The organism is Streptomyces sp. NPDC025638 (assembly GCF_055558775.1).
Genome location: NZ_JBVHLX010000002.1, coordinates 46,830 through 67,452, shown reverse-complemented (window position 1 = coordinate 67,452; position 20,623 = coordinate 46,830). Strand labels below are relative to the sequence as shown.

17 protein-coding genes are annotated in these 20,623 nt (G+C 71.3%); 6 read left to right on the top strand and 11 right to left on the bottom strand.

The window, feature by feature from the left end; all coding sequences use genetic code 11:
• Positions 1-5 precede the first annotated feature (5 nt).
• A complete protein-coding gene (locus ACZ4EG_RS04495; protein ID WP_467789519.1) occupies positions 6-1,958 on the bottom strand; it encodes an IucA/IucC family protein in 1,953 nt (650 codons plus the stop codon).
• 76 nt (positions 1,959-2,034) lie between these two features.
• A complete protein-coding gene (locus ACZ4EG_RS04490; RefSeq protein WP_467789518.1) occupies positions 2,035-3,549 on the bottom strand; it encodes a diaminobutyrate--2-oxoglutarate transaminase family protein in 1,515 nt (504 codons plus the stop codon).
• 285 nt (positions 3,550-3,834) lie between these two features.
• Here ACZ4EG_RS04490 and ACZ4EG_RS04485 point away from each other — a divergent pair, with 285 nt between their 5' ends.
• The gene (locus ACZ4EG_RS04485; protein ID WP_467789517.1) at positions 3,835-5,067 is read left to right on the top strand and encodes a trypsin-like serine peptidase; all 1,233 of its coding nucleotides are present in this window, start codon (positions 3,835-3,837) and stop codon (positions 5,065-5,067) included.
• 135 nt (positions 5,068-5,202) lie between these two features.
• Positions 5,203-6,411, top strand: a complete 1,209-nt coding sequence (locus ACZ4EG_RS04480; RefSeq protein ID WP_467789516.1) for a trypsin-like serine peptidase — start codon at positions 5,203-5,205, stop codon at positions 6,409-6,411.
• Between the two features lie 63 nt (positions 6,412-6,474).
• Here ACZ4EG_RS04480 and hflX read toward each other — a convergent pair whose 3' ends face one another.
• The 6 genes from hflX to miaA form a co-directional block, all read right to left on the bottom strand.
• Positions 6,475-7,968, bottom strand: coding sequence for a GTPase HflX (gene hflX, locus ACZ4EG_RS04475; RefSeq protein ID WP_467789515.1), 1,494 nt, complete (start codon positions 7,966-7,968; stop codon positions 6,475-6,477).
• 150 nt (positions 7,969-8,118) lie between these two features.
• A complete protein-coding gene (locus ACZ4EG_RS04470; RefSeq protein WP_467789514.1) occupies positions 8,119-9,684 on the bottom strand; it encodes a M1 family metallopeptidase in 1,566 nt (521 codons plus the stop codon).
• Positions 9,685-9,790: 106 nt separating this feature from the next.
• Complete coding sequence (locus tag ACZ4EG_RS04465; protein WP_467789513.1) at positions 9,791-12,001, bottom strand: RelA/SpoT family protein; 2,211 nt, start codon at positions 11,999-12,001, stop codon at positions 9,791-9,793.
• Positions 12,002-12,284: 283 nt separating this feature from the next.
• Positions 12,285-13,154: a diaminopimelate epimerase gene (gene dapF, locus ACZ4EG_RS04460; RefSeq protein WP_467789512.1), complete on the bottom strand. Its 870-nt coding sequence runs from the start codon at positions 13,152-13,154 to the stop codon at positions 12,285-12,287.
• A 64-nt stretch (positions 13,155-13,218) separates the two neighbouring features.
• Positions 13,219-13,731, bottom strand: a complete 513-nt coding sequence (locus ACZ4EG_RS04455) for a hypothetical protein (RefSeq protein WP_453555643.1) — start codon at positions 13,729-13,731, stop codon at positions 13,219-13,221.
• A 108-nt stretch (positions 13,732-13,839) separates the two neighbouring features.
• Positions 13,840-14,778, bottom strand: a complete 939-nt coding sequence (gene miaA / locus ACZ4EG_RS04450) for a tRNA (adenosine(37)-N6)-dimethylallyltransferase MiaA (RefSeq protein ID WP_453555571.1) — start codon at positions 14,776-14,778, stop codon at positions 13,840-13,842.
• A 182-nt stretch (positions 14,779-14,960) separates the two neighbouring features.
• Between miaA and ACZ4EG_RS04445 the strand changes: the two genes are divergently transcribed.
• Positions 14,961-15,275 carry a hypothetical protein gene (locus tag ACZ4EG_RS04445; RefSeq protein WP_467789511.1) on the top strand — a complete coding sequence of 105 codons (315 nt, stop codon included), beginning with the start codon at positions 14,961-14,963 and terminating at the stop codon, positions 15,273-15,275.
• Between the two features lie 24 nt (positions 15,276-15,299).
• On the top strand, positions 15,300-15,578 hold the full coding sequence (locus tag ACZ4EG_RS04440; protein WP_363299455.1) for an antitoxin: 279 nt from the start codon (positions 15,300-15,302) through the stop codon (positions 15,576-15,578).
• Between the two features lie 87 nt (positions 15,579-15,665).
• On the opposite strand, the gene ACZ4EG_RS04435 is transcribed toward ACZ4EG_RS04440, so the two are convergent.
• Together ACZ4EG_RS04435 and miaB are read right to left on the bottom strand one after the other, a co-directional pair.
• Positions 15,666-16,379 (bottom strand): class III extradiol dioxygenase subunit B-like domain-containing protein, encoded by a 714-nt coding sequence (locus ACZ4EG_RS04435; protein WP_467789510.1) that lies wholly within the window; start codon positions 16,377-16,379, stop codon positions 15,666-15,668.
• Positions 16,380-16,463: 84 nt separating this feature from the next.
• Positions 16,464-17,978, bottom strand: coding sequence for a tRNA (N6-isopentenyl adenosine(37)-C2)-methylthiotransferase MiaB (miaB, locus tag ACZ4EG_RS04430; protein WP_453555577.1), 1,515 nt, complete (start codon positions 17,976-17,978; stop codon positions 16,464-16,466).
• A gap of 228 nt (positions 17,979-18,206) precedes the next feature.
• Between miaB and ACZ4EG_RS04425 the strand changes: the two genes are divergently transcribed.
• Both ACZ4EG_RS04425 and ACZ4EG_RS04420 read left to right on the top strand, forming a co-directional pair.
• Entirely contained in the window at positions 18,207-18,557 is a 351-nt protein-coding gene (locus tag ACZ4EG_RS04425) for an ArsR/SmtB family transcription factor (protein ID WP_263213396.1), read from the top strand.
• 249 nt (positions 18,558-18,806) lie between these two features.
• A complete protein-coding gene (locus ACZ4EG_RS04420; protein ID WP_467789509.1) occupies positions 18,807-20,198 on the top strand; it encodes a hypothetical protein in 1,392 nt (463 codons plus the stop codon).
• A 6-nt stretch (positions 20,199-20,204) separates the two neighbouring features.
• Here ACZ4EG_RS04420 and ACZ4EG_RS04415 read toward each other — a convergent pair whose 3' ends face one another.
• Complete coding sequence (locus ACZ4EG_RS04415; RefSeq protein WP_467789508.1) at positions 20,205-20,612, bottom strand: pyrophosphohydrolase domain-containing protein; 408 nt, start codon at positions 20,610-20,612, stop codon at positions 20,205-20,207.
• Positions 20,613-20,623: the final 11 nt, after the last annotated feature.

Sequence of the window (20,623 nt, the reverse complement as noted above, 5' to 3'; positions counted from 1 at the left end):
TGGGTTCAGCAGTGAAGGGGGTTGGCCACAGTGACGTAGACGGACTGGGTGTCGACCGGGCCGACCAACTCGTCGAGCCCGTGCAGACGCGTCAGCAGGTTGGCCTTGCAGCGCAGCACCGGTGAGTCCAGCAGCCGGGCCGGCAGGGAGGTCCGCAGCGGGGCGAGTCCCGAGGCGACATCGGTGAGAAAGCGGCGGAAGGCGGCGAGCAAGAGCTGTTCGTCGACGAGGCGCTGGGAGCCGAACGCGCCGATCAGGCCGAGCACATTGTTGATGGCGAGGTAGTACGCGAAGCGTTCGTCGGTGACCTCGTCGGAGACGAACGTGTCGCTGTGCTCGCCGATGCCGGGCAGCCGGGCGTCGAGTTCGGCGCGCCGGGACTCACGGAAGTAGTAGCCCTGGTTGTCGCGGTAGCGGCCGCCCGCGGGCCAGCCGTCGCCGTCCAGCAGGAGCAGGGTGTTCTGCTGGTGTGCCTCCAGGGCGATTCCGGCCTCGCCGTCCAGCCACAGCACGGGGCGCACGACGTGTTCCAGATAGCGCAGGAACCACTCCGCGGCGACCGCCCCCCGGGACCGACCGGTCCTCTCGGCGAGCCGTGTGACGACGTGGGCGAGCCGGGATCCGACCCGCGGCGTCCCCTCCGGCATGGGACTGTCGACAGAGGCAGCGGCAGGACAGGGCCGGGGCGAGACCAGACCGGCGATACAGGAGACGTCGTCGGACGGGGCGAACGGGTTGTGCCGGATCACCACGTCCAGTCCGGGCACGGGGCGGCCGTCCGGGCCGTCGACGGCCAGCCAGGCCGGGTCGCGGACGATGTCGAAGCCGGGGTGCACGGCCTGCCACGCCTTGGACAGGCCGGCGCGCAGCAGGCGGTGCACCTCGACACCGCGGTGGAGCTCCTTGCGCAGGTTCTCACGGCGGGAGTTGGTGATCCGCAGGCCCAGCGACAGCTTGAGCATCGCGGGGGCGCCGGACCGGTGAACAGTGCGTACGGACGAGATGGGGTGCCACGGCGAGCCGTGGGGGCCGAGGTCGCGGAGCAGACCGGCGTCGAACAGAGCAGCGGTCTCGTCGCGGTGCCGGACCTCGCGTGACTGCCAGGGGTGCAGGGGCAGGGCGGCGTAACCATCGGGCAGCGGCAGTCCGGGGCCGGCGAGCCGTGTCGTGAGCAGGTCGGCCGGAACGGGCCGGCCGCGCTCGGTCCAGGCCGAGTCGACCGCGAGCACGGAGGGGGCGACAGCCATCCAGTGCAGCGGGAAGGAGCCGCTCACCTCCGGTGAGTACAGGCGGGACTCGCCCTCGGACAGGCCCTCGCGGCTCTTCGGAGTCGGGTGGAAGGGGTGGCCGAGCAGGAGTGCCTGTTCGGCGCCGAGGAAGAGGTCGGGGCCGTCAGCGGGTCGCTCGCGCCGGTCGGTGATGAAGGTGGCGGTACGGCGTACGGAGTCGGCGACCCGGGCCACGAGGTCACCGCCGTCGGTGCTCACGGCGGCCTGCGGGCCGGTGCAGGCGGCATCCGGCCTGCCGGGCGCCTCCCGGGTGAGCAGCGCCGCGAGCGTGACAGCGTCGAGCGGTGGTGCGTCCTGCGGGGCATCGGCCAGGCGCGGAAGTCCGAAGCGGTGCCAGCCTGTCGGAGACCAGTAGTGGACGGGTGCGGTCAGAGAGACACCGCTGGTGGGCAGCGGGATGTGCAGGGTGTCGGTGTCGGGGGCCGCCAGGTTCGTCTCGCGTACCCAGCAGCGGAGCAGGTTCTCCACGGCGGCAGCCTGGGCGGCGGCGTGCGGGTCGGGGTGGTCCAGGAGGTCGGTGGCGGTACCTCGTGGGTGCTCGGCTTCCGTTGTGCGGGGCTTCTGCTGGGGTACCGGCTCGGCCGGCGGTAGGGGCGGGGCTTGGGTGCCGTGGGAGTCGTCGTGCGAGGGAGTGCGGGAACGGCCGTTGGGGATGGGGATCGCGTTCAAGACTGTTCCTTGGAGCGTTCGGATGTGCTGGAGAACTGCGTCGGCGGTGCAGGAACAGGGGCGCAAGGCGCCTGGTTCAGCGTTGCGACCGAGGTGGGACGACCTGTGCGGTGGCGCCGCGGGCCACCGCCGCCACCGCGTCGGTCAGCCGGTCGAGTACGGCCGCCGCCTGCTCGTCGCTGATGGTGAGGGGCGGGAGGAGCCGTACGACGCTTGAGTGGCGGCCGCCGATTTCCACGATCAGACCGCGGCGCAGGCACTCCCGCTGGACGGCGGTGGCAAGTTCGGGGGCGGCGGGACGAGGAGTGCGGGCGGGCTCCAGCCCGGCGACCGTCCGTTCGGGAGCTTCCGCGGGACCGGGTCCGAGTCCGCCCGGGCCGCCCTCCCCCATGAGATCGCCCGCCATCGGATCCGCCCCCACCGGAACCGTCCCCACCGGATCATCCCCCTCCGGATCCACCAGTTCGACGCCGATCATCAGCCCCCGCCCCCGGACATCCCCCACGCAAGGGAACTCCCGCTCGAGTTCCCTCAGTTGGGTCAGCAACCGGGAGCCCAGCAGGGCCGCGCGCTCCGCGAGGCCGTTCTCGCGGACATGGGCGAGGGTCGCGGCGCCGGCGGCCATGGCGAGCTGGTTGCCCCGGAAGGTGCCGGCGTGGGCGCCGGGTTGCCAGACGTCGAGGTCTTCCCGGTAGACGACCACGGCCAGCGGGAGGCTGCCGCCGATGGCCTTGGACAGGACCATCACATCGGGGGTCACGCCGCTGTGTTCCACGGCCCAGAAGGCACCGGTGCGTCCCACGCCGGTCTGGATCTCGTCCGCGATCAGCGGGACGGACCGGGCGGCGGTGATCTGCCGCATGCGCCGCAGCCAATCGTCGGGGGCGGGAATCACCCCGCCCTCGCCCTGAACGGGTTCCAGGATCATCCCGGCGGGAAGGGGCACGCCGGACTTGGGGTCGTCCAGGACGGACTCGGTCCAGCGAGCGGCGAGTTCGGCGCCGCGCAAGCCGCCGATTCCGAAGGGGCAGCGGTAGTCCTGGGGGTACGGGAGGCGGGCGACCCGTACGTCGCAGGCGCCACCGGACGCGGCCAGGGCTCCGCTGGTCATCCCGTGGTAGGCGCCGGTGAAGGCCAGGATCCCGGTGCGTCCGGTCGCCGCTCGGACCAGCTTGAACGCGGCCTCGACGGCGTCGGTGCCGGCCGGTCCGCAGAACTGGACGCGGGCACGATCGGCCAGGCCGGGTGGCAGGGTGCGGAACAGTTCGGTGATGAAGGCGTCCTTGACCGGGGTCGCCAGGTCGAGGACGGAGAGAGGGGCGCCCGAGTCGAGGACCTTGCGGATGGCCTCCAGGACGACGGGGTGATTGTGGCCGAGGGCGAGTGTTCCGGCGCCGGAGAGGCAGTCGAGGTAGCGGCGGCCGTCGGCGCCCTCGATCGTCAGCCCGCGCGCTCGCACCGGCACGATCGGGAGGGCGCGCGCATAGGTGCGCGCTGCCGACTCGCGCGCCGACTGGCGCCTCAGAATCCCCTCGTGCGCGGCGCGCGCTCCCCGGGATGTCCCCCCGGTCACCGATTCGGTCACGGCCACGGCTCGCTGTCCTCCCGCTGTCCAGAGGCGAGTTGATGCGTGGGGACGGGCGTGGGCAGCAGCCCCCACACCGCTACAACCCCGAACCGCCCAGCTGGTTACGGGTTGCTTCAAGATCCTTGCCGTGACGGAACCGTTGCCGTTCCGTCGGAAGTCCCCCACAGCGAGCGCATAGTGTGTGATGCCGTTCCGGACGTCCGTGGGACCGTCGCGAACTCCCCATGAGTTCCGGCCGATGTCGCGGGCACAGCGCCTAGTTCCTTTACAGCAGGGGGAGTCAAGACCATGCGATCCATACGGCCGTCCTTCACCGTTCGCCGAGGAGGGAGCGCGCCTCGCAGAACCTCCCCCGTGCTGGCGGCCGTCGCCCTCGCCTCGGCGCTGGCGCTGACCGCCACCGCCTGCAACGGCTCCGGTGACGACAACGCCGGCGGGCAGGCGACCGCCGCCGCGACCGGCGGGGACAGCAGCGACGGCAAGATCAAGATCCCGGACGACATCAAGAACAAGCTCAAAGAGCACGGGATCGACATCGACAAGTGGAAGAACGGCGCCTGGAAGAACTGGGACAGGGACGACTGGCTGCGCGAGGCCAACGACTTCATCAACCCGATCATCAAGGGTCTGTGGGACCCGGACCGCATGCGGGACGCCAACGACCCCGACAAGGGTGTCGACGAGAACGACATCTCCGGTGACCAGGGCGTGACCGACCCGACGCCGACGCCGGTCAAGGCGCAGGCGGTGCAGCCGACGTACCACGCCCATGCGGCCACCTCCGGAAAGGTGTTCTTCGACGCCCCCGAGGGCAAGATGGTCTGCTCGGCGACGGTGGTGAAGGACCCGGCCCACCCGGGCAAGTCCAACCTCATCTGGACGGCGGGTCACTGTGTGCACGCCGGCAAGAAGGGCGGCTGGTACCGCAACATCGTGTTCGTGCCGTCGTACAACGACAAGGGCATGACGAACGAGCAGCTGCAGAAGGCCACCAGGGACGAGATCGCACCGTACGGCGTCTGGTGGGCCGACGGGGCCCAGACCTCGCAGCAGTGGATCGACCAGGGCGGGGAGACGGGCGGCGACGGCGCCTCGTACGACTACTCTGTGATCCATGTGACGCCCGAGCAGGGCAGCGGAGGCAAGTCGCTGGAGGAGACGGTCGGTTCGGCGCTGCCGGTGAACTTCAACGCCCCGGCCGTGCCGAAGGTGCAGAGCATCACGGCCACCGGCTACCCGGCGGCGCCGCCGTACGACGGAAGCCTGCTCTACCAGTGCCAGGACAAGCCGGGACGGCTGTCGATCAACAAGTCGGACCCGACGATGTACCGGATCGGCTGCACGATGACCGGTGGCTCCTCCGGCGGCGGCTGGGTGGAGACGGGCTCGGACGGCAAGCCGACGCTCGTGTCCAACACCTCCATCGGCCCGGTCACCGCGGGCTGGCTCGCGGGTCCGCGGCTGGGTGATGTGGCCAAGGGCGTCTACGACTCGGTCAGCAAGAAGTTCGCCGGGCAGTAGCGGCCAGCCTGCGCGGCCGGAGCACGGACGGCGGCGCGGCGGGTCGCGGAAACCTTCACCGGCTCGCCGCCGTTCGTCCCCAACCCCACGGGCATAGTGGGGTGTCAACATCGCTTCAACGGGGGTAATCGCAGCATGCGTTCCATACGTACGCCCTTCGCGCACCGGCGCGGACGGCGGCGCACCGTCCTCGCCGCCACCGGTCTGGTCGCGGCCCTGGCGCTCACCGCCACCGCCTGCAACGGCTCCGGTGACGACAAGTCGAGCGACAAGCCCGGCGCCACGGCCACCTCGGCGGCCGACGACGCCGGCAAGGTCGAGATCCCGGCCGACATCGCGAGCAAGCTCAAGGACCACGGCATCGATGTCGACAAGTGGGCCAACGGCGGCTGGAAGAACTGGGACAAGGACAAGTGGCTCAGTGAGGCCAAGGACTTCGTCAACCCGGTGATCGAGGGCCTCTGGAAGCCGGAGCGGATGCGGTCCGCGAAGGAGGCCAACAAGACGGTCACGGCGAAGGACGCCGCCGCCGACCAGGGCGTCAGCGACCCGGATCCGCAGCCGGTGCGGGCCGCGGCGGAGAAGACGCCGTACCACGACAACGCGGCCCCCGTCGGCAAGGTCTTCTTCGACTCCCCCGAGGGCTCGATGGTCTGCTCCGGCACGGTCGTCAAGGACGTCAACCACCCGGGCAGGTCCAACCTCGTGTGGACGGCGGGCCACTGTGTGCACGCAGGCAAGGGCGGCGGCTGGTACCGCAACATCACCTTCGTGCCGTCGTACAACGACCTCGGCAAGCCGGAGTCGCAGCTGGCCGATGCCACGAGCTCGCAGATCGCCCCGTACGGCACCTGGTGGGCGGACTGGGCGTCCACCTCGAACGAGTGGATCCAGGGCGGCTCGGAGACGGGCGGCGCGGGTGCCGCGTACGACTACGCGGTGCTGCACGTGAAGCCGGAGTCCGGGTCGAAGTCCCTGGAGGAGACGGTCGGCGCGGCGCTGGACGTCGACTTCTCGGCCCCGTCCGCGACCGAGGTCCCCAAGATGGGCGCCTGGGGTTACCCGGCGGCGCCGCCGTACAGCGGTCTGAAGATGTTCAAGTGCATCGACCGGCCCGGCCGGCTGTCGCTCGGCCCGGTGCTGCCGACGATGTACCGGATCGGCTGCACGATGACCGGCGGTTCGTCCGGCGGCGGCTGGTTCCGGGTGGTGGACGGAAAGACCGAACTGGTGTCGAACACCTCGATCGGTCCGGCGGACAACACCTGGCTCGCGGGCCCGCAGCTGGGCAAGGAGGCCGAGGGGCTCTACCAGAACATGAGCAGGACGTACGGCGGTCAGTGACCCCGGCACACCGAAGGCCCGCCCCCTGCGCCGAGCAGGAGGCGGGCCTTCGGGCTGTACGGGTCAGGCCGCGGGAGTGGGCACGTACGGTGCCAGGTCCGCGGCCAGCTCCTCGTGCACCCGCACCTTGAGCAGCGTGCCCTCCGCGGTGTGCTCCTCGGAGATCACCTCGCCCTCGGTGTGGGCACGGGCGACCAGCTTGCCGTGGGTGTACGGCACGAGCGCCTCGATCTCGACGGACGGGCGCGGCAGCTCGTTGTCGATCAGCGCGAGCAGCTCGGCCATGCCCTGGCCGGTGCGGGCCGAGACCGCGATGGAGCGCTTCTCGATCCGCTGCAGCCGCTGGAGCACCAGCGGGTCGGCCGCGTCGGCCTTGTTGATCACGACGATCTCGGGCACGTCGGTGGCGCCGACGTCCCGGATCACCTCGCGCACGGCGGCCAGCTGCTCCTCCGGGATCGGGTGCGAGCCGTCCACCACGTGCAGGATGAGATCGGCGTCGCCGACCTCCTCCATGGTGGAGCGGAACGCCTCGACCAGGTGGTGCGGCAGGTGCCGGACGAAGCCGACGGTGTCCGCCAGTGTGTACAGCCGGCCGCTCGGGGTCTCCGCCCGGCGGACGGTCGGGTCCAGGGTCGCGAACAGGGCGTTCTCGACCAGGACGCCGGCTCCGGTGAGGCGGTTGAGCAGGGAGGACTTGCCGGCGTTGGTGTAGCCCGCGATGGCGACGGACGGCACCTTGTTGCGCTTGCGCTCCTGGCGCTTGATCTCGCGGCCGGTCTTCATCTCCGCGATCTCCCGGCGCATCTTCGCCATCTTTTCGCGGATCCGGCGCCGGTCCGTCTCGATCTTGGTCTCACCGGGACCACGGGTGGCGAGACCGCCGCCCTTGCCGCCGCCCATCTGGCGGGACAGCGACTGACCCCAGCCCCGGAGCCTCGGCAGCATGTACTGCATCTGCGCGAGCGCGACCTGCGCCTTGCCCTCCCGGGACTTGGCGTGCTGGGCGAAGATGTCCAGAATCAGGGCCGTACGGTCGATGACCTTGACCTTGACGACGTCCTCGAGGTGGATCAGCTGGCCGGGGCTCAGCTCACCGTCGCAGATGACGGTGTCCGCGCCCGTCTCGATCACGACGTCGCGCAGTTCCTCGGCCTTGCCGGAGCCGATGTAGGTGGCCGCGTCGGGCTTGTCGCGGCGCTGGATCACGCCGTCGAGCACGAGCGCGCCCGCGGTCTCCGCGAGGGCGGCGAGCTCCGCGAGGGAGTTCTCCGCGTCCAGCACGGTCCCCGAGGTCCAGACGCCGACGAGCACGACCCGCTCCAGGCGGAGCTGGCGGTACTCGACCTCGGTGACGTCCTCGAGCTCGGTAGAGAGGCCCGCCACGCGGCGCAGGGCCGCGCGCTCGGAGCGGTCGAACTGGTCGCCGTCCCGCTCTCCGTCGATCTCGTGGCTCCAGGCGACGTCCTCTTCCATCAGGGCATCGGCCCGAAGACCTTCGGGGTAGGCGTGCGCGAAGCGCTTGGTGTCCTGGGAAAAGGAAGAAGAGGAGGTCATTGGGTCCTTACGTCGATGGGGATTCCGATGCGGCGGTCATTGTGCTACGGCGGTCACTGTGCACAACGTACGAGTCTCCTGGGAGATTCCCGGACCCGTACCACGCCAACCCGAAGATGGTCGCACGGGACGCCCCGTCTCGTCACCGTCTTATTCGCCGTGCGCGGCCTTGCCGGGCAGGGCCTTGCCGTGTGCGCTCCTGGCGGGTGCGTCCTTGGTCTGCGCGCCCTTGGCGGGCGGCGTGGACGTCCAGTCCGGGTGGCCCGGCATCGGCGGGGTCTTCTCGCCGTAGAGCCAGTCCTTGAGGAACCCGCCGAGGTCGCGGCCGGCGATCCGCGAGGCCAGCTCCACGAAGTCGGCCGTACTCGCCGTGCCGTCCCGGTGGTCGCGCACCCACGCCCGCTCCAGACGCTGGAAGGCGTCCTTCCCGATCTCCTGCTGCAGGGCGTAGAGCGCAAGCGCGGCTCCGTCGTAGACGTTGGGCCGGAAGATGCTGATCTTCTGGCCCTCCTTGGGCGGCTTGGGGGCGGCGGGCGGGCCGCCCGAGGCACGCCAGCGGTCGGAGGCGCCGTAGGCGGCCTTCATGCGGTCGGCCATGGGCTTGTTCGCCTTCTCCTGCGCGTACAGGGACTCGTACCAGGTGGCGTGCCCCTCGTTCAGCCACAGGTCGGACCAGCTGCGGGGGCTGACGCTGTCGCCGAACCACTGGTGGGACAGCTCGTGCACCATGACCGACTCGATGTACCACTTGGGGTAGGCGGGCTCGGTGAACAGTTCCTTCTCGAAGAGGGAGAGAGTCTGGGTCTCCAGTTCGAAGCCGGTGGAGGCCTGGGCCATGAGCAGGCCGTACGTCTCGAAGGGGTAGGCACCGACCTTGCTCTCCATCCAGGCGATCTGGTCGGGAGTCTTGGCGAGCCAAGGTTCGAGGGCCTTGCTGTCGGCGGCGGGGACCACGTCGCGCACCGGCAGCCCGTGGGGTCCGGTGCGGTGCAGGACGGCGGAGCGGCCGATGGACACCTGGGCGAGCTCGGTGGCCATGGGGTGCTCGGTCCGGTACGTCCAGGTGGTCGCGCCGCCGTCCCGGCCCACACCGGCCGGAACTCCGTTGGCCACGGCCGTGAAGCCGTCGGGGGCGGTGACCCGGATGGTGAACATCGCCTTGTCCGACGGATGGTCGTTGCACGGGAACACCAGGTGCGCGGCGTCGGCCTGGTTGGCCATGGCGAGGCCGTCGGAGGTCCGCACCCAGCCGCCGTCCCGGCCCTTGACAGGCATCGGGTCACTGGTGTGCCGCACGGTGATCCGCATCCAGGAGCCCTTGGGCAGCGGCACCTGAGGAGTGACGACCAGATCCTCACCGGCGGCGGCAAAGGTGGCCGGCAGGCCGTCGACCTCGACGGACTCGACCTTGCCGTGCGCGAAGTCGAGGTTGACGCGGTCCAGGTCGGCGGTCGTCCGGGCGTCGATCGTGGTGACGGCCCGGAGGGGCTTGTCGTTGGTGCCGGGATAGGCGAAGGAGAGGTCGTACGACGTGACGTCGTATCCCGGGTTGCCCAGGTAGGGGAAGAGGCGGTCGCCGACGCCCAGCGGCTCGGCGGGGGCGCTCGCGGCCAGGAGGCAGACGGAGACGGCGGAGGCGAGGAGGGCCGCCGTGCGGTGCCGGGAGATCCTCGTCCTCTTCGACCGGGGAGGGCGGGTGCGGAGGGTGAGCAGCATGCACCACGGCTACCAGCGCTCGCCCGCCCTGCGGCGGCGACGCGCGCCCGGCCCACCCGAACGGGTTGGTCGGGTCGGTTCCTCAGGAGGCCTGCGGTGTCATCCCTCAGGAGGAGGCGGGGGCCTGGTGCTGGGCCCGGCTCACGTCGTACACGCCGGGTACGTTCCGCATCGCCCGCATGAGGGCCGGCAGGTGGGCCGCGTCGGGGAGTTGGAGGGTGTACGTGTGGCGTACGCGCTGCTGGCTGGGCGGTTCGACAGTCGCGGAGACGATCTCGGCGCCTTCCAGGGCGATCGCTTCGGTGAGGTCGGCGAGCAGATGGGGGCGGCCGAACGATTCGGCGACCAGCGTGACCCGGCATTCGGTGGTGTCACCCCAGCGCACATCGACCTCTGCGCGCCCTGCACTCGTCATCCGGGCCACCGCGGCGCACTCCACTCGGTGCACGGTCACCACTCCGCCGCGCACGGCGAATCCGGTGATCCGGTCGGGCGGTACGGGAGTGCAGCACCCGGCGAGCCGTACGGCGGCTCCCGGCGGGTCCACGAGGACGTCGGCGCCTCGGGGGAGCGCGGCTCGGGCGTCGCTCCCGGAGCGAGCGCCGGGGGCATCCGTGGTGACGCGCGCGGCGGAGGCGCCGGGACCGGCTGCCGGTCCGTCCGGGCCCGCACCGGCCTCGGTCTCCTGGGCGCGCGTGCCGGCGGACGCGTCCCGCGCCGCCTCACCCTCCGGATGCGCCGCCAGCCACCGCTGGATGGCGATGCGCGCGGCCGGCGTGTGCGCGTGCTCCAGCCACTCCCTGGAGGGCTCGGAGGCCGGGTCCTGGCCCATGAGGAGCTGGACGCTGTCGCCGTCCCGGAGGACCGTGCTCAGGGTGGCGAGGCGGCCGTTGACGCGCGCGCCGATGCACGCGTGCGCGTCCTCGCCGTACTGGGCGTAGGCGGCGTCGACACAGGTGGCGCCGTCGGGCAGGCCGAGCGTGCCGCCGTCGGGCCGGAAGACGGTGATCTCGCGGTCCTGGGCCAGGTCCTCCCGCAGGGTGGACCAGAAGGTGTCGGGGTCGGGCGCGGCCTCCTGCCAGTCGAGGAGGCGGGAGAGCCAGCCGGGGCGGGTGGGGTCGGCGCGCTCGCCGTCGCTCGCGGACTGCTCCTCCGAAGGAGGAGCGTAGGGATTGCCGAGCGCGACGACCCCGGCCTCGGCGACCTTGTGCATCTGGTGGGTGCGGATGAGGACTTCGGCGACCTGGCCGTCCGGGTGGGCCACCGCGGTGTGCAGCGACTGGTACAGGTTGAACTTCGGTACGGCGATGAAGTCCTTGAACTCCGAGACGACGGGCGTCATACAGGTGTGCAGCTCGCCCAGGACGCCGTAGCAGTCCGCGTCCTCGCCGACCAGGACCAGCAGCCGGCCGAAGTCCGCCCCGCGCAGTTGTCCGCGTTTACGGGCCACCCGGTGGACGGAGACGAAGTGACGTGGGCGGATGAGGACTTCGGCCTGGATGTCGGAGTCGCGCAGGACCGTGCGCACCTCGTCGGCGATCTCCGCGAGCGGGTCGTCGGGGCGGGCCGCGTTGTCGGCGATCAGACGGCGGGTGTGTTCGTACTCCTCGGGGTGGAGGATCGCGAAGACGAGGTCCTCCAGTTCGGTCTTCAGTGCCTGGACGCCGAGCCGTTCGGCGAGCGGGATGAGGACGTCGCGGGTGACCTTGGCGATGCGGGCCTGTTTCTCGGGGCGCATGACGCCGAGGGTGCGCATGTTGTGCAGCCGGTCGGCGAGTTTGATCGACATCACACGGACGTCGCTCCCGGTGGCGACGAGCATCTTGCGGAACGTCTCGGGTTCCGCCGCGGCTCCGTAGTCGACCTTTTCGAGCTTGGTGACGCCGTCGACGAGATAGCGCACTTCCTCGCCGAACTCTTCCCGCACCTGATCCAGCGTCACGTCGGTGTCCTCGACGGTGTCGTGGAGCAGAGAGGCCGTCAAGGTGGTGGTCTCGGCACCGAGTTCGGCCAGCATCAGGGTCACGGCGAGCGGATGGGTGATGTACGGCTCGCCGCTCTTGCGCATCTGGCCGCGGTGCGAGGACTCGGCCAGGACGTAGGCCCGGCGCAGTGGTTCGAGGTCGGCGTCGGGGTAGTGGGCGCGGTGGGCCTCGGCGACATGGCCGATGGCGTCCGGCAAGCGGTCGCGGCCGGCAGGACCGAGCAGCGCGACGCGGCCGAGTCGACGCAGGTCGATCCGGGGGCGGGCCTTCCTGCGGGCCGCTGTAGGGGCTACAGGGCCTGGGGTCGCAGGGTTCGTGGCCTCCGCACTCATGGGCACCTCCGGCTCGTGGACCGGCGGACGGGGCCCCAGGGCATACGCGGCTCAGGGTTGGCGACGTTCCCCCGTCCGTGCCGGTGCTTGATGCTACCGAGCCCATCACGCCCGACAGAGCCGCTCTCGCCGAGCGTGAAACGGATCACCCATTCGAGCGACGATTTGGAGGTTTACGGTTTTGCGCCACCTGCCTCGCGCTCTGCCGTCGTTTCGCACCACCCCGGACGCCGGGATCCACGGATCCATGCGCCCAGGGCTGCGGGAGCTGCGTTTCGCGCGGTCAGCGAGCCGCGTTTTCCAGCCACTCGGCGTCGATGCCGCCTTCGGCGACGATCACCGCCGGACCGGTCATCTCAACCTCGCCGTCGGGTCGCTCGGTGATGACCAGACGTCCGCCGGGCACGTCCACGGTGTACGTCACCGGGGTTCCGGTGGCGGTCGGGTCGGCGCCGTCCCGGCGCGCGGCGGCCACGGCGACGGCGCACGCGCCCGTGCCGCAGGAGCGGGTCTCGCCGGAGCCGCGCTCGTGCACGCGCATCGCGACATGGCCGGGCCCGCGGTCCACCACGAACTCGACGTTGACCCCGTCGGGGTACGCGGCGGCGGGGCTGAAGGGCGGAGGGTCGAGCAGCTTGCCGGCGTGCGCGAGGTCGTCGACGAAGGCGACCGCGTGCGGGTTGCCCATGTTCACGTTGCGCGCGGGCCAGCTGCGCTCTCCGACGCTCACCGTGACGTCCCCTTCGGGGAGACGCGCTCTGCCCATGCCGACGGTGACGTCACCGTCCTTGGCGATGTGGACGGCCTTCACTCCCCCGCGCGTGGCGATCGCGAGGTCCCCTTCGGCCACATGTCCGGCGTGCTGGAGGTAGCGCGCGAACACACGGACGCCGTTGCCGCACATCTCCGCGATCGAGCCGTCGCTGTTGCGGTAGTCCATGAACCACACGGCGTCGGCCGCCATGTCCCTGGCCTCCGGGTGCGCGGCGGAGCGCACGACGTGCAGCACGCCGTCACCGCCGATGCCGGCGCGGCGGTCGCACAGGGCGGCCACGGCGGCCGGGGTCAGGTCGATGACGTTCTCGGGGTCCGGGACGATCACGAAGTCGTTCTCGGTGCCGTGACCCTTGAGGAAGGCGATCCGCGTGCTCATTCCTCGATCGTACGGGGTCGGTACGACAGCCGTACGGGACGTACGGGTGGGTACGGCGGACCGGCTAGCGCAGCCGGGCCACGCGCCACACGGCGAGGACCGCGATCACCGCCACCAGCAGGACGTAGCCGATGACGACCCGCCAGTCCGGGCGGCGTCCGGAGCCCCTCGGGGGCAGGCCGGGGAAGGTGTAGCCCACGCGGCGGGCGGCCATCATGCCCCAGCCCGCGGCGCAGCAGCAGATCAGCAGGCCCAGCATGGCGATCACCGCGCCGCTGTCGCCGAAGTCGAAGGCGAGGGGGAAGGCGAACATCAGGGAGCCGACCGCGGCCAGGCCGACGATGGGCGCGAGCTGCCAGATGCGCAGCCGGCGCTGGGGGCGCAGCTCGACCTCGACCTCCGGTCCGCCGGCGAACATCTCCTCGGGCTCCGGACCGTCGTCGGTCACACCGCCCGCGGTCTCGTCGGGCCCGTCGGAGCTCAGAGGGCCCTCACCCGGTTCCGGTTCTACGCCGCCGACGCCGATGTGCTCGGTGTCTTGTGCCGCCTGTGCGGTGTCGCGAGGGCCGGCCTCCATCGCCACGCGCCCTCCCAACTAGGACTCCACTTGGTCGATCGAAGCTCGATGATGGCACGGCGTCGGAGGCCTCGATGACCGGCGGCGCATCCCGATGCCATCACGTGATCAGGCTGTAACCGGTCGTTCGACCAACGCCAGTGCGAGGTGCGGAAGTTCTGTGAGATCCGTCGCGGCCCCACTCAACCACTGCACGCGGGGATCGCGCCTGAACCATGAATCCTGACGGCGCGCGAAGCGCTTGGTGGCGCGCACGGTCTCGGCCCGCGCTTCCTCCTCGGTGCACTCCCCGGAGAGCGCGGCGAGCATCTGCTGGTAGCCGAGCGCGCGCGACGCCGTACGCCCCTCGCGCAGGCCCTGCGCCTCCAGTGCGCGCACTTCCTCGACCAGACCCGCGTCCCACATCCGGTCGACCCGGCGCGTGATGCGCTCGTCGAGCTCGGGACGGGCGACGTCGACCCCGATCTGGACGGTGTCGTAGACGGAGTCGTGGCCCGGCAGGTTGGCGGTGAAGGGCTGGCCGGTGATCTCGATCACCTCGAGGGCCCGGACGATACGGCGGCCGTTGCTGGGCAGGATCGCCCGCCCGGCCTCGGGGTCGGCGGCGGCGAGACGCGCGTGCAGCGCCCCGGAGCCGCGCAGCGCGAGCTCCGCCTCCAGCCGGGCCCTGACCTCGGGGTCGGTGCCGGGGAACTCCAGGTTGTCGACGGCTCCGCGGACGTAGAGGCCGGAGCCGCCGACGAGGATCGGCCAGCGCCCCCGGGCGAGCAGGTCGTCGATCCTGGCGCGGGCCAGCTTCTGGTACTCGGCGACGGAGGCGGTGACGGTCACGTCCCAGATGTCCAGCAGGTGGTGCGGGACGCCGCCGCGCTCCTCGGGCGTCAGCTTGGCGGTGCCGATGTCCATCCCGCGGTAGAGCTGCATGGAGTCGGCGTTGACGACCTCACCGCCCAGCTGCTGGGCCAGGAAGACGCCCAGATCGGACTTTCCGGCCGCGGTGGGACCGACGACGGCGATGACGCGGGGGGCGGAGGGTGCGCTGCTCACCGCACCAGTCTCGCAAACCTCGCGACCACGTCTCGAACGGGTTACGTGACGCGCCGGGTTCGGCGTCGTTGCCCGTTGCGAGGATCCGGCCGCCGGTTTCGAGGGGCGGTGACCCGGGCGACGCAAACGGACGCTCCGGGTGACGCGGGATTTCGCCCGCACGAGTAACGTATGGAGTGGATATGGGAGTTTTTGCACGACTTCTTGGGAAGTCGAAGGCGACGGAGGAGACCTCCGCCGCCGAGGCGCGGGTCGGCGCGGAGCCGGCCGGGGCCGAGGCGGAGGACGTGGCGGAGGACGTGGCGAAGGTGACGGCCGAGGACGCGCCGAAGGGATTGTCGGAGGCGAAGGGATCGGCGGGAGACGGCGACGAGAGCGCGGCGGCGGCCGCGACCGACGCCGCCAAGGGTGCCGCCGCCGAGAGCGCCGACATTCCCAAGCAGCAGGCGGCCGAGAAGGCCGCCGACAACGACGCCGGTGAGGGCGCCCGTACATAGCTGACCCGCGAGGGAAGGTGGACCATGCATCTCTTGGACACCCTGAAGGCCAAGCTCGCCCCGGCCAAGGAGAAGGTGTCGGACCTCGCGCACCATCACGAGGACAAGATCGACAAACTTGAGCACGGTCTCGACAAGGTCGCGAAGGCCGTCGACGAGAAGACCAAGGGCAAGTACAGCGAAAAGATCCATGCGGGCACCGACAAGGCCAAGGGCGCCATGGACCGCTTCGTGCAGAAGAGCGGCACCGAGCCGGGTGAGGGCACGGCGACACCGCCCGAGGCGCCGCCACCGGCGTCCTGAGCGGTCGGGGCGGTGGCCCGGCGGGCGGATCGGCCGACGGCCGAGGAGCGTGGGGGCTCCCGGCCGTCCGCCGTTTCCGGGACGTGTTCAGGACCAGGCGGCGACCAGGTACCCCACCCCATAGGGCGCGTCCTCGTAGAGCAGCGCGCCGGTGAGGTTCGCGCCCTCGGCCGCGCCCGCGAGGATCTGCCAGGGGGCTCGGCCGGAGACCTTCAGCTCGTACGCCAGCTCGACGTCCAGGGCCTCCAGTGCCGCCACGTCCGCCGCGCCCAGCGCACGCGCGACCTGCGCGTCGAAGGGTGCCGCCCGCTCGTCGAGGTAGCCCGGCGCCTTGAGCGTGCGGCAGGCGCTGGCGTCGCCCATCACCAGCAGTGCCACCCGATCGGCCCGCGCTCCGATGTCCCTTCCGACCGCCGTGCACCGCTCGGCCGTGAGCGATTCCTCCACACCGAGTCCCTCGATCGGGGCGTCCGCCCAGCCGGTCCGCTCCAGCAGCCATGCGGCGACGGCGAGCGACGGCGGCAGCTCCCGCTCGGACGCCGGGGCCCGCCCCGGGCCGAGCCGTACGTCGAGGTCGACGCCGAAACCGCGGAAGGAACCCCGGGCGCCCTGCGGATGAGGCCCGCTTCCGCTCTCCCCCGCGGGCCCGACCACCACCAGCCGGTCGGGACGGGCGGCGGCGAGCACCCCGAGCGCGTCCGTGCACGCGGCACGCGCGGCGTCCAGCTCGGCTGCGGCGCCCGAGGCGACCTGGGGCACGAGGAGCGGTGGACAGGGGCAGACGGCTGCGGCGACAAGCATGATCGGCAGGGTAACGCCGTACGGCGGTCCTGACGTCACTCCTCGTCGAGCACGTCGGCCGGATCGAGGCCGGATCGATCAGCGTCAGTCGCAGCCGCACCCGCTCGTCGCCACCGGCAGCGGCGCCGGGGCGCCGATCTGCGGCAGGCCGAGCATCACGCCGGCCGGCTTCGCCGCCTCCGCCGCGTTGCGCTTCGCCCAGGCGTCACCCGCGCGCGTGGGGCGCACGCCGAGAACGGCGCCCTCGGCGAGGAGGTGGTGCGGGGCGGCGTAAGTGACCTCGACGGTGACCACGTCGCCGGGGCGTACCTCCTGCTCCGGCTTGGTGAAGTGGGCCAGGCGGTTGTCGGGGGCGCGGCCGGAGAGGCGGTGCGTGGCGCCGTCCTTGCGGCCCTCGCCCTCGGCGACCATCAGTTCCAGGGTGCGGCCGACCTGTTTCTTGTTCTCCTCCCAGGAGATCTCCTCCTGGAGGGCGACGAGACGCTCGTAGCGCGCCTGCACGACCTCCTTGGGGATCTGGTTCTCCATGGTGGCGGCCGGGGTGCCGGGCCGCTTGGAGTACTGGAAGGTGAAGGCCTGCGCGAAACGCGCCTCGCGGACGACGTGGAGGGTCTGCTCGAAGTCCTCCTCGGTCTCGCCCGGGAAGCCCACGATGATGTCCGTGGTGATCGCGGCGTGCGGGATGGCGGCGCGGACCTTCTCGATGATCCCGAGGTAGCGCTCCTGCCGGTACGAGCGGCGCATCGCCTTCAGGACGGTGTCCGAGCCGGACTGGAGCGGCATGTGGAGCTGCGGCATCACGTTCGGCGTCTCGGCCATGGCCGCGATCACGTCGTCGGTGAAGTCGCGCGGGTGCGGGGAGGTGAAGCGGACGCGCTCCAGGCCCTCGACGGTGCCGCAGGCGCGCAGCAGCTTGCTGAAGGCCTCGCGGTCACCGATGTCGGAGCCGTACGCGTTGACGTTCTGCCCGAGCAGCGTGATCTCGGAGACACCCTCGCCGACCAGCGCCTCGACCTCGGCCAGGATGTCGCCGGGGCGGCGGTCCTTCTCCTTGCCGCGCAGGGCCGGGACGATGCAGAAGGTGCAGGTGTTGTTGCAGCCGACGGAGATCGAGACCCAGGCCGCGTACGCGCTCTCGCGCCGCGTCGGCAGCGTGGAGGGGAACGCCTCCAGGGACTCGGCGATCTCGACCTGTGCCTCCTCCTGGACGCGGGCGCGCTCCAGCAGGACCGGCAGCTTGCCGATGTTGTGCGTGCCGAAGACGACGTCCACCCAGGGCGCCCTGTTCACGATGGTGTCGCGGTCCTTCTGCGCCAGACAGCCACCGACCGCGATCTGCATACCGGGCCGGGCCGCCTTCTTCGGCGCGAGGCGACCGAGGTTGCCGTACAGCCGGTTGTCGGCGTTCTCCCGTACGGCGCAGGTGTTGAAGACGACGACGTCCGCGTCCCCGTCCGACCCCTCGGGGGCGCGCACATAACCGGCCTCTTCGAGCAGCCCGGACAATCGCTCGGAATCGTGGACGTTCATCTGGCACCCGTAGGTGCGCACTTCGTAGGTCTTCACGCCCACGGGCCGGCTCCGGTCGATGCTGCTCATGTGACAAGGGTAGGGGGTTCCCGGAGCACCCCCTCCCCGAGGGATGGAGCTGCGCAATTGCGAAATTTAGCAATTATTTAGCTGATTCCGGGTGCGCTGGTCACCGTGTTCGGATCCGACGCGGTCGCACGAGAAGATGGGCCGCATGTTCCTGACGAGTAGGCGGACACGATGCACCGAGGTCCGGCAGGCGGTGCCGCGCCGCCATGCCGGGGAAGGGGCGACACCGTGAGCGCGCCGCTGTACCAACTGAAGGCCGAGTTCTTCAAGACACTCGGCCACCCGGCACGCATCCGCGTCCTGGAGCTGCTGAGCGAGCGCGAGCACGCGGTCGCCGAAATGCTGCCCGAGGTGGGCATCGAGCCCGCGCATCTGTCCCAGCAGCTGGCGGTGCTGCGGCGCGCCAACCTGGTCAGGACCCGCAAGGAGGGCGCGAACGTGTACTACTCGCTGACGAGTCCGCACGTCGCCGAGCTCCTGCGGGTGGCCCGCACCATCCTGTCCGGCGTCCTGGCCGGACAGGCCGAGCTCCTCGCCGATCTGCGGGCCGCACAGGGTGAGGAGAAGCCGTCGTCCTAGCGGCGGGGTCGTACGGAGATACAGGTGGGTGATCCGGCCTGCACCGCGGCTTGAAATCGCCGTGGTTCAGGTCACGTTCGGATGTGGCCGGATTGTGGGCGTCGCGTGCGCACGGCCATGGCATGCTCATGGCTCGTCGCCGAGTTACCGGCCAGTACGACGCATTGCCGCTGTCCGCCGGTACCTCCTTGCCACCCCCCACCCTCAGGAATCACCTTGCGCAGACGCACGAGGCACACGCATGCCCTCATGCCCGCCTTCGCCGTGACCGCCCTCCTGTTCGCCGTCGGCTGCTCCTCGTCCTCACCGCAGGCCGAGCAGCCCGCCGCGGGTCACAGCCGGCAGACCCAGGGCCCGGACGGCACCGCCACGACCGCCGCGGACCACTCGCTCACCGTCGCCGCCGCTCCCGCCGTCACCCCGACCGCGGCGGCGGGCCCGGACGGCTCGGGCAGGCCTGCACACAAGACCACACTCACCGTCAGCTCGTACAACAGCAAGACCCGACGGGCCGTCATCTCCCAGGGGAAGAAGCCCGGTTCCCCCTCGCCCTCGGCGTCCTACCCCTCCCCCGGCGCCTCCGCCGGCCGGCACGAGGCCGCCGTCGGTGACGTCATCGCCAGCGCCCCGGCACCCGGTGCGCCGCACGGTCTGCTTGCCAAGGTCACCAAGGTGATCGGCGAGACCGACAAGGGCACGGAGGTGCAGACCGAGCCCGCCGCGCTCAACGCCCTGCTCGGCGACGACACGGCGAAGGGCACCGTGCCCGTCGACCCGGCCTCCTTCGACATCGACAAACTGCTGCCCGACGTCAAGGTCTCCTGGTCCAGGACCGGTGATGTGCACGTCGGCCCCAAGGGCGCCACGGTCCCGCTGGGCAGCCTGCGGCTCGACGTCTCCGCCGAGGTGCCCACGCCCGAGGGCGCCCCGGTCTCGGCAGCCGCCTCGGTGTCCGGCTTCGTGCAGGTGGCTCCGCAGGTCGACTTCAAGTACGGCGGCCAGGGCACCGACACCGCGCCCGGCTCCGCCTACCTGGGCGTGTCCGGCGACTGGACCTCGGGCTGGGCCGTCAAGGGCCGCGCAGCCGCCTCCGCCACACCGCTGCGCATCCCGTTCGCGAAGCTGCACGCCGACCCGGTGCTGCAGGTCGGCCCCGTCCCGGTCGTCGTCAACCTCGACCTGACCTGCTACTTCCAGATCAGCGCCGACGGCAAGGTCACCGTCGACGTACAGCAGAGCCTCAAGGGCGACTTCAAGGCCGGCGGCACCTTCGGCGCGGGCAAGGGCTGGACCCCGGTGAGCGCCTCCGACATGACGAGCACACCGGTGCGGACGTCGGTGACCGCCGCCGGGAACGTGAAGACCGCGCTCGGCGCCGAGGCCTCGGTCGGTCTCTACGGCACCGTGGGCGTCACCGCCGACCTGGCGCCGTACCTGCGCGGCGAGGCCTCGGGGACGGTGAAGGCCTCGTCGGACACCACCGGCGCGAAGACCACCGGCAAGTGGGGTCTGTACGGCGGCGTGGACCTGTCCGGCACCCTGCGCCTCCAGCTGTCGATCTTCGGCACCCCCATCCTTCAGCGGAGCATCCCGCTGGGCGCGCTGCACCGCGAGTGGCAGCTGGCGGGCGACTCGGTCTGAGCGACGTCAGACGCCGCCGGGTACCCATCCCTGGCGGCGCAGGACGGCCGTCACGTCCGGCGCCGCGTAGTGCTCGCCCTTGAGGACCTTGCCGTCGGACCGGCGGGCGACCTCGCCGTCGGGGCCCAGCTTGCTCATGTTGGAGCGGTGCACCTCGGCGATCACCGCGTCCAGGTCGATGCCGTGGACCAGGGCCGTGCCATAGGCCACGTAGACGACATCGGCCAGTTCGTGCGCGAGCCGGTCCAGCGGGCCGGCCACCGCGACCTCGGCAACCTCCGCGGCCTCCTCGGCGAGCAGTTCCCCGCGGTGCGCGGCCAGCTCGGCGGGCACCTCCGTCGGTCTGCTGCGGGCGTCGAGGCCGAAGGCGACGTGAAACTCACGGACGAGGCCGGCGGGCGAGGAGTTGCTCATACGGCGACTGT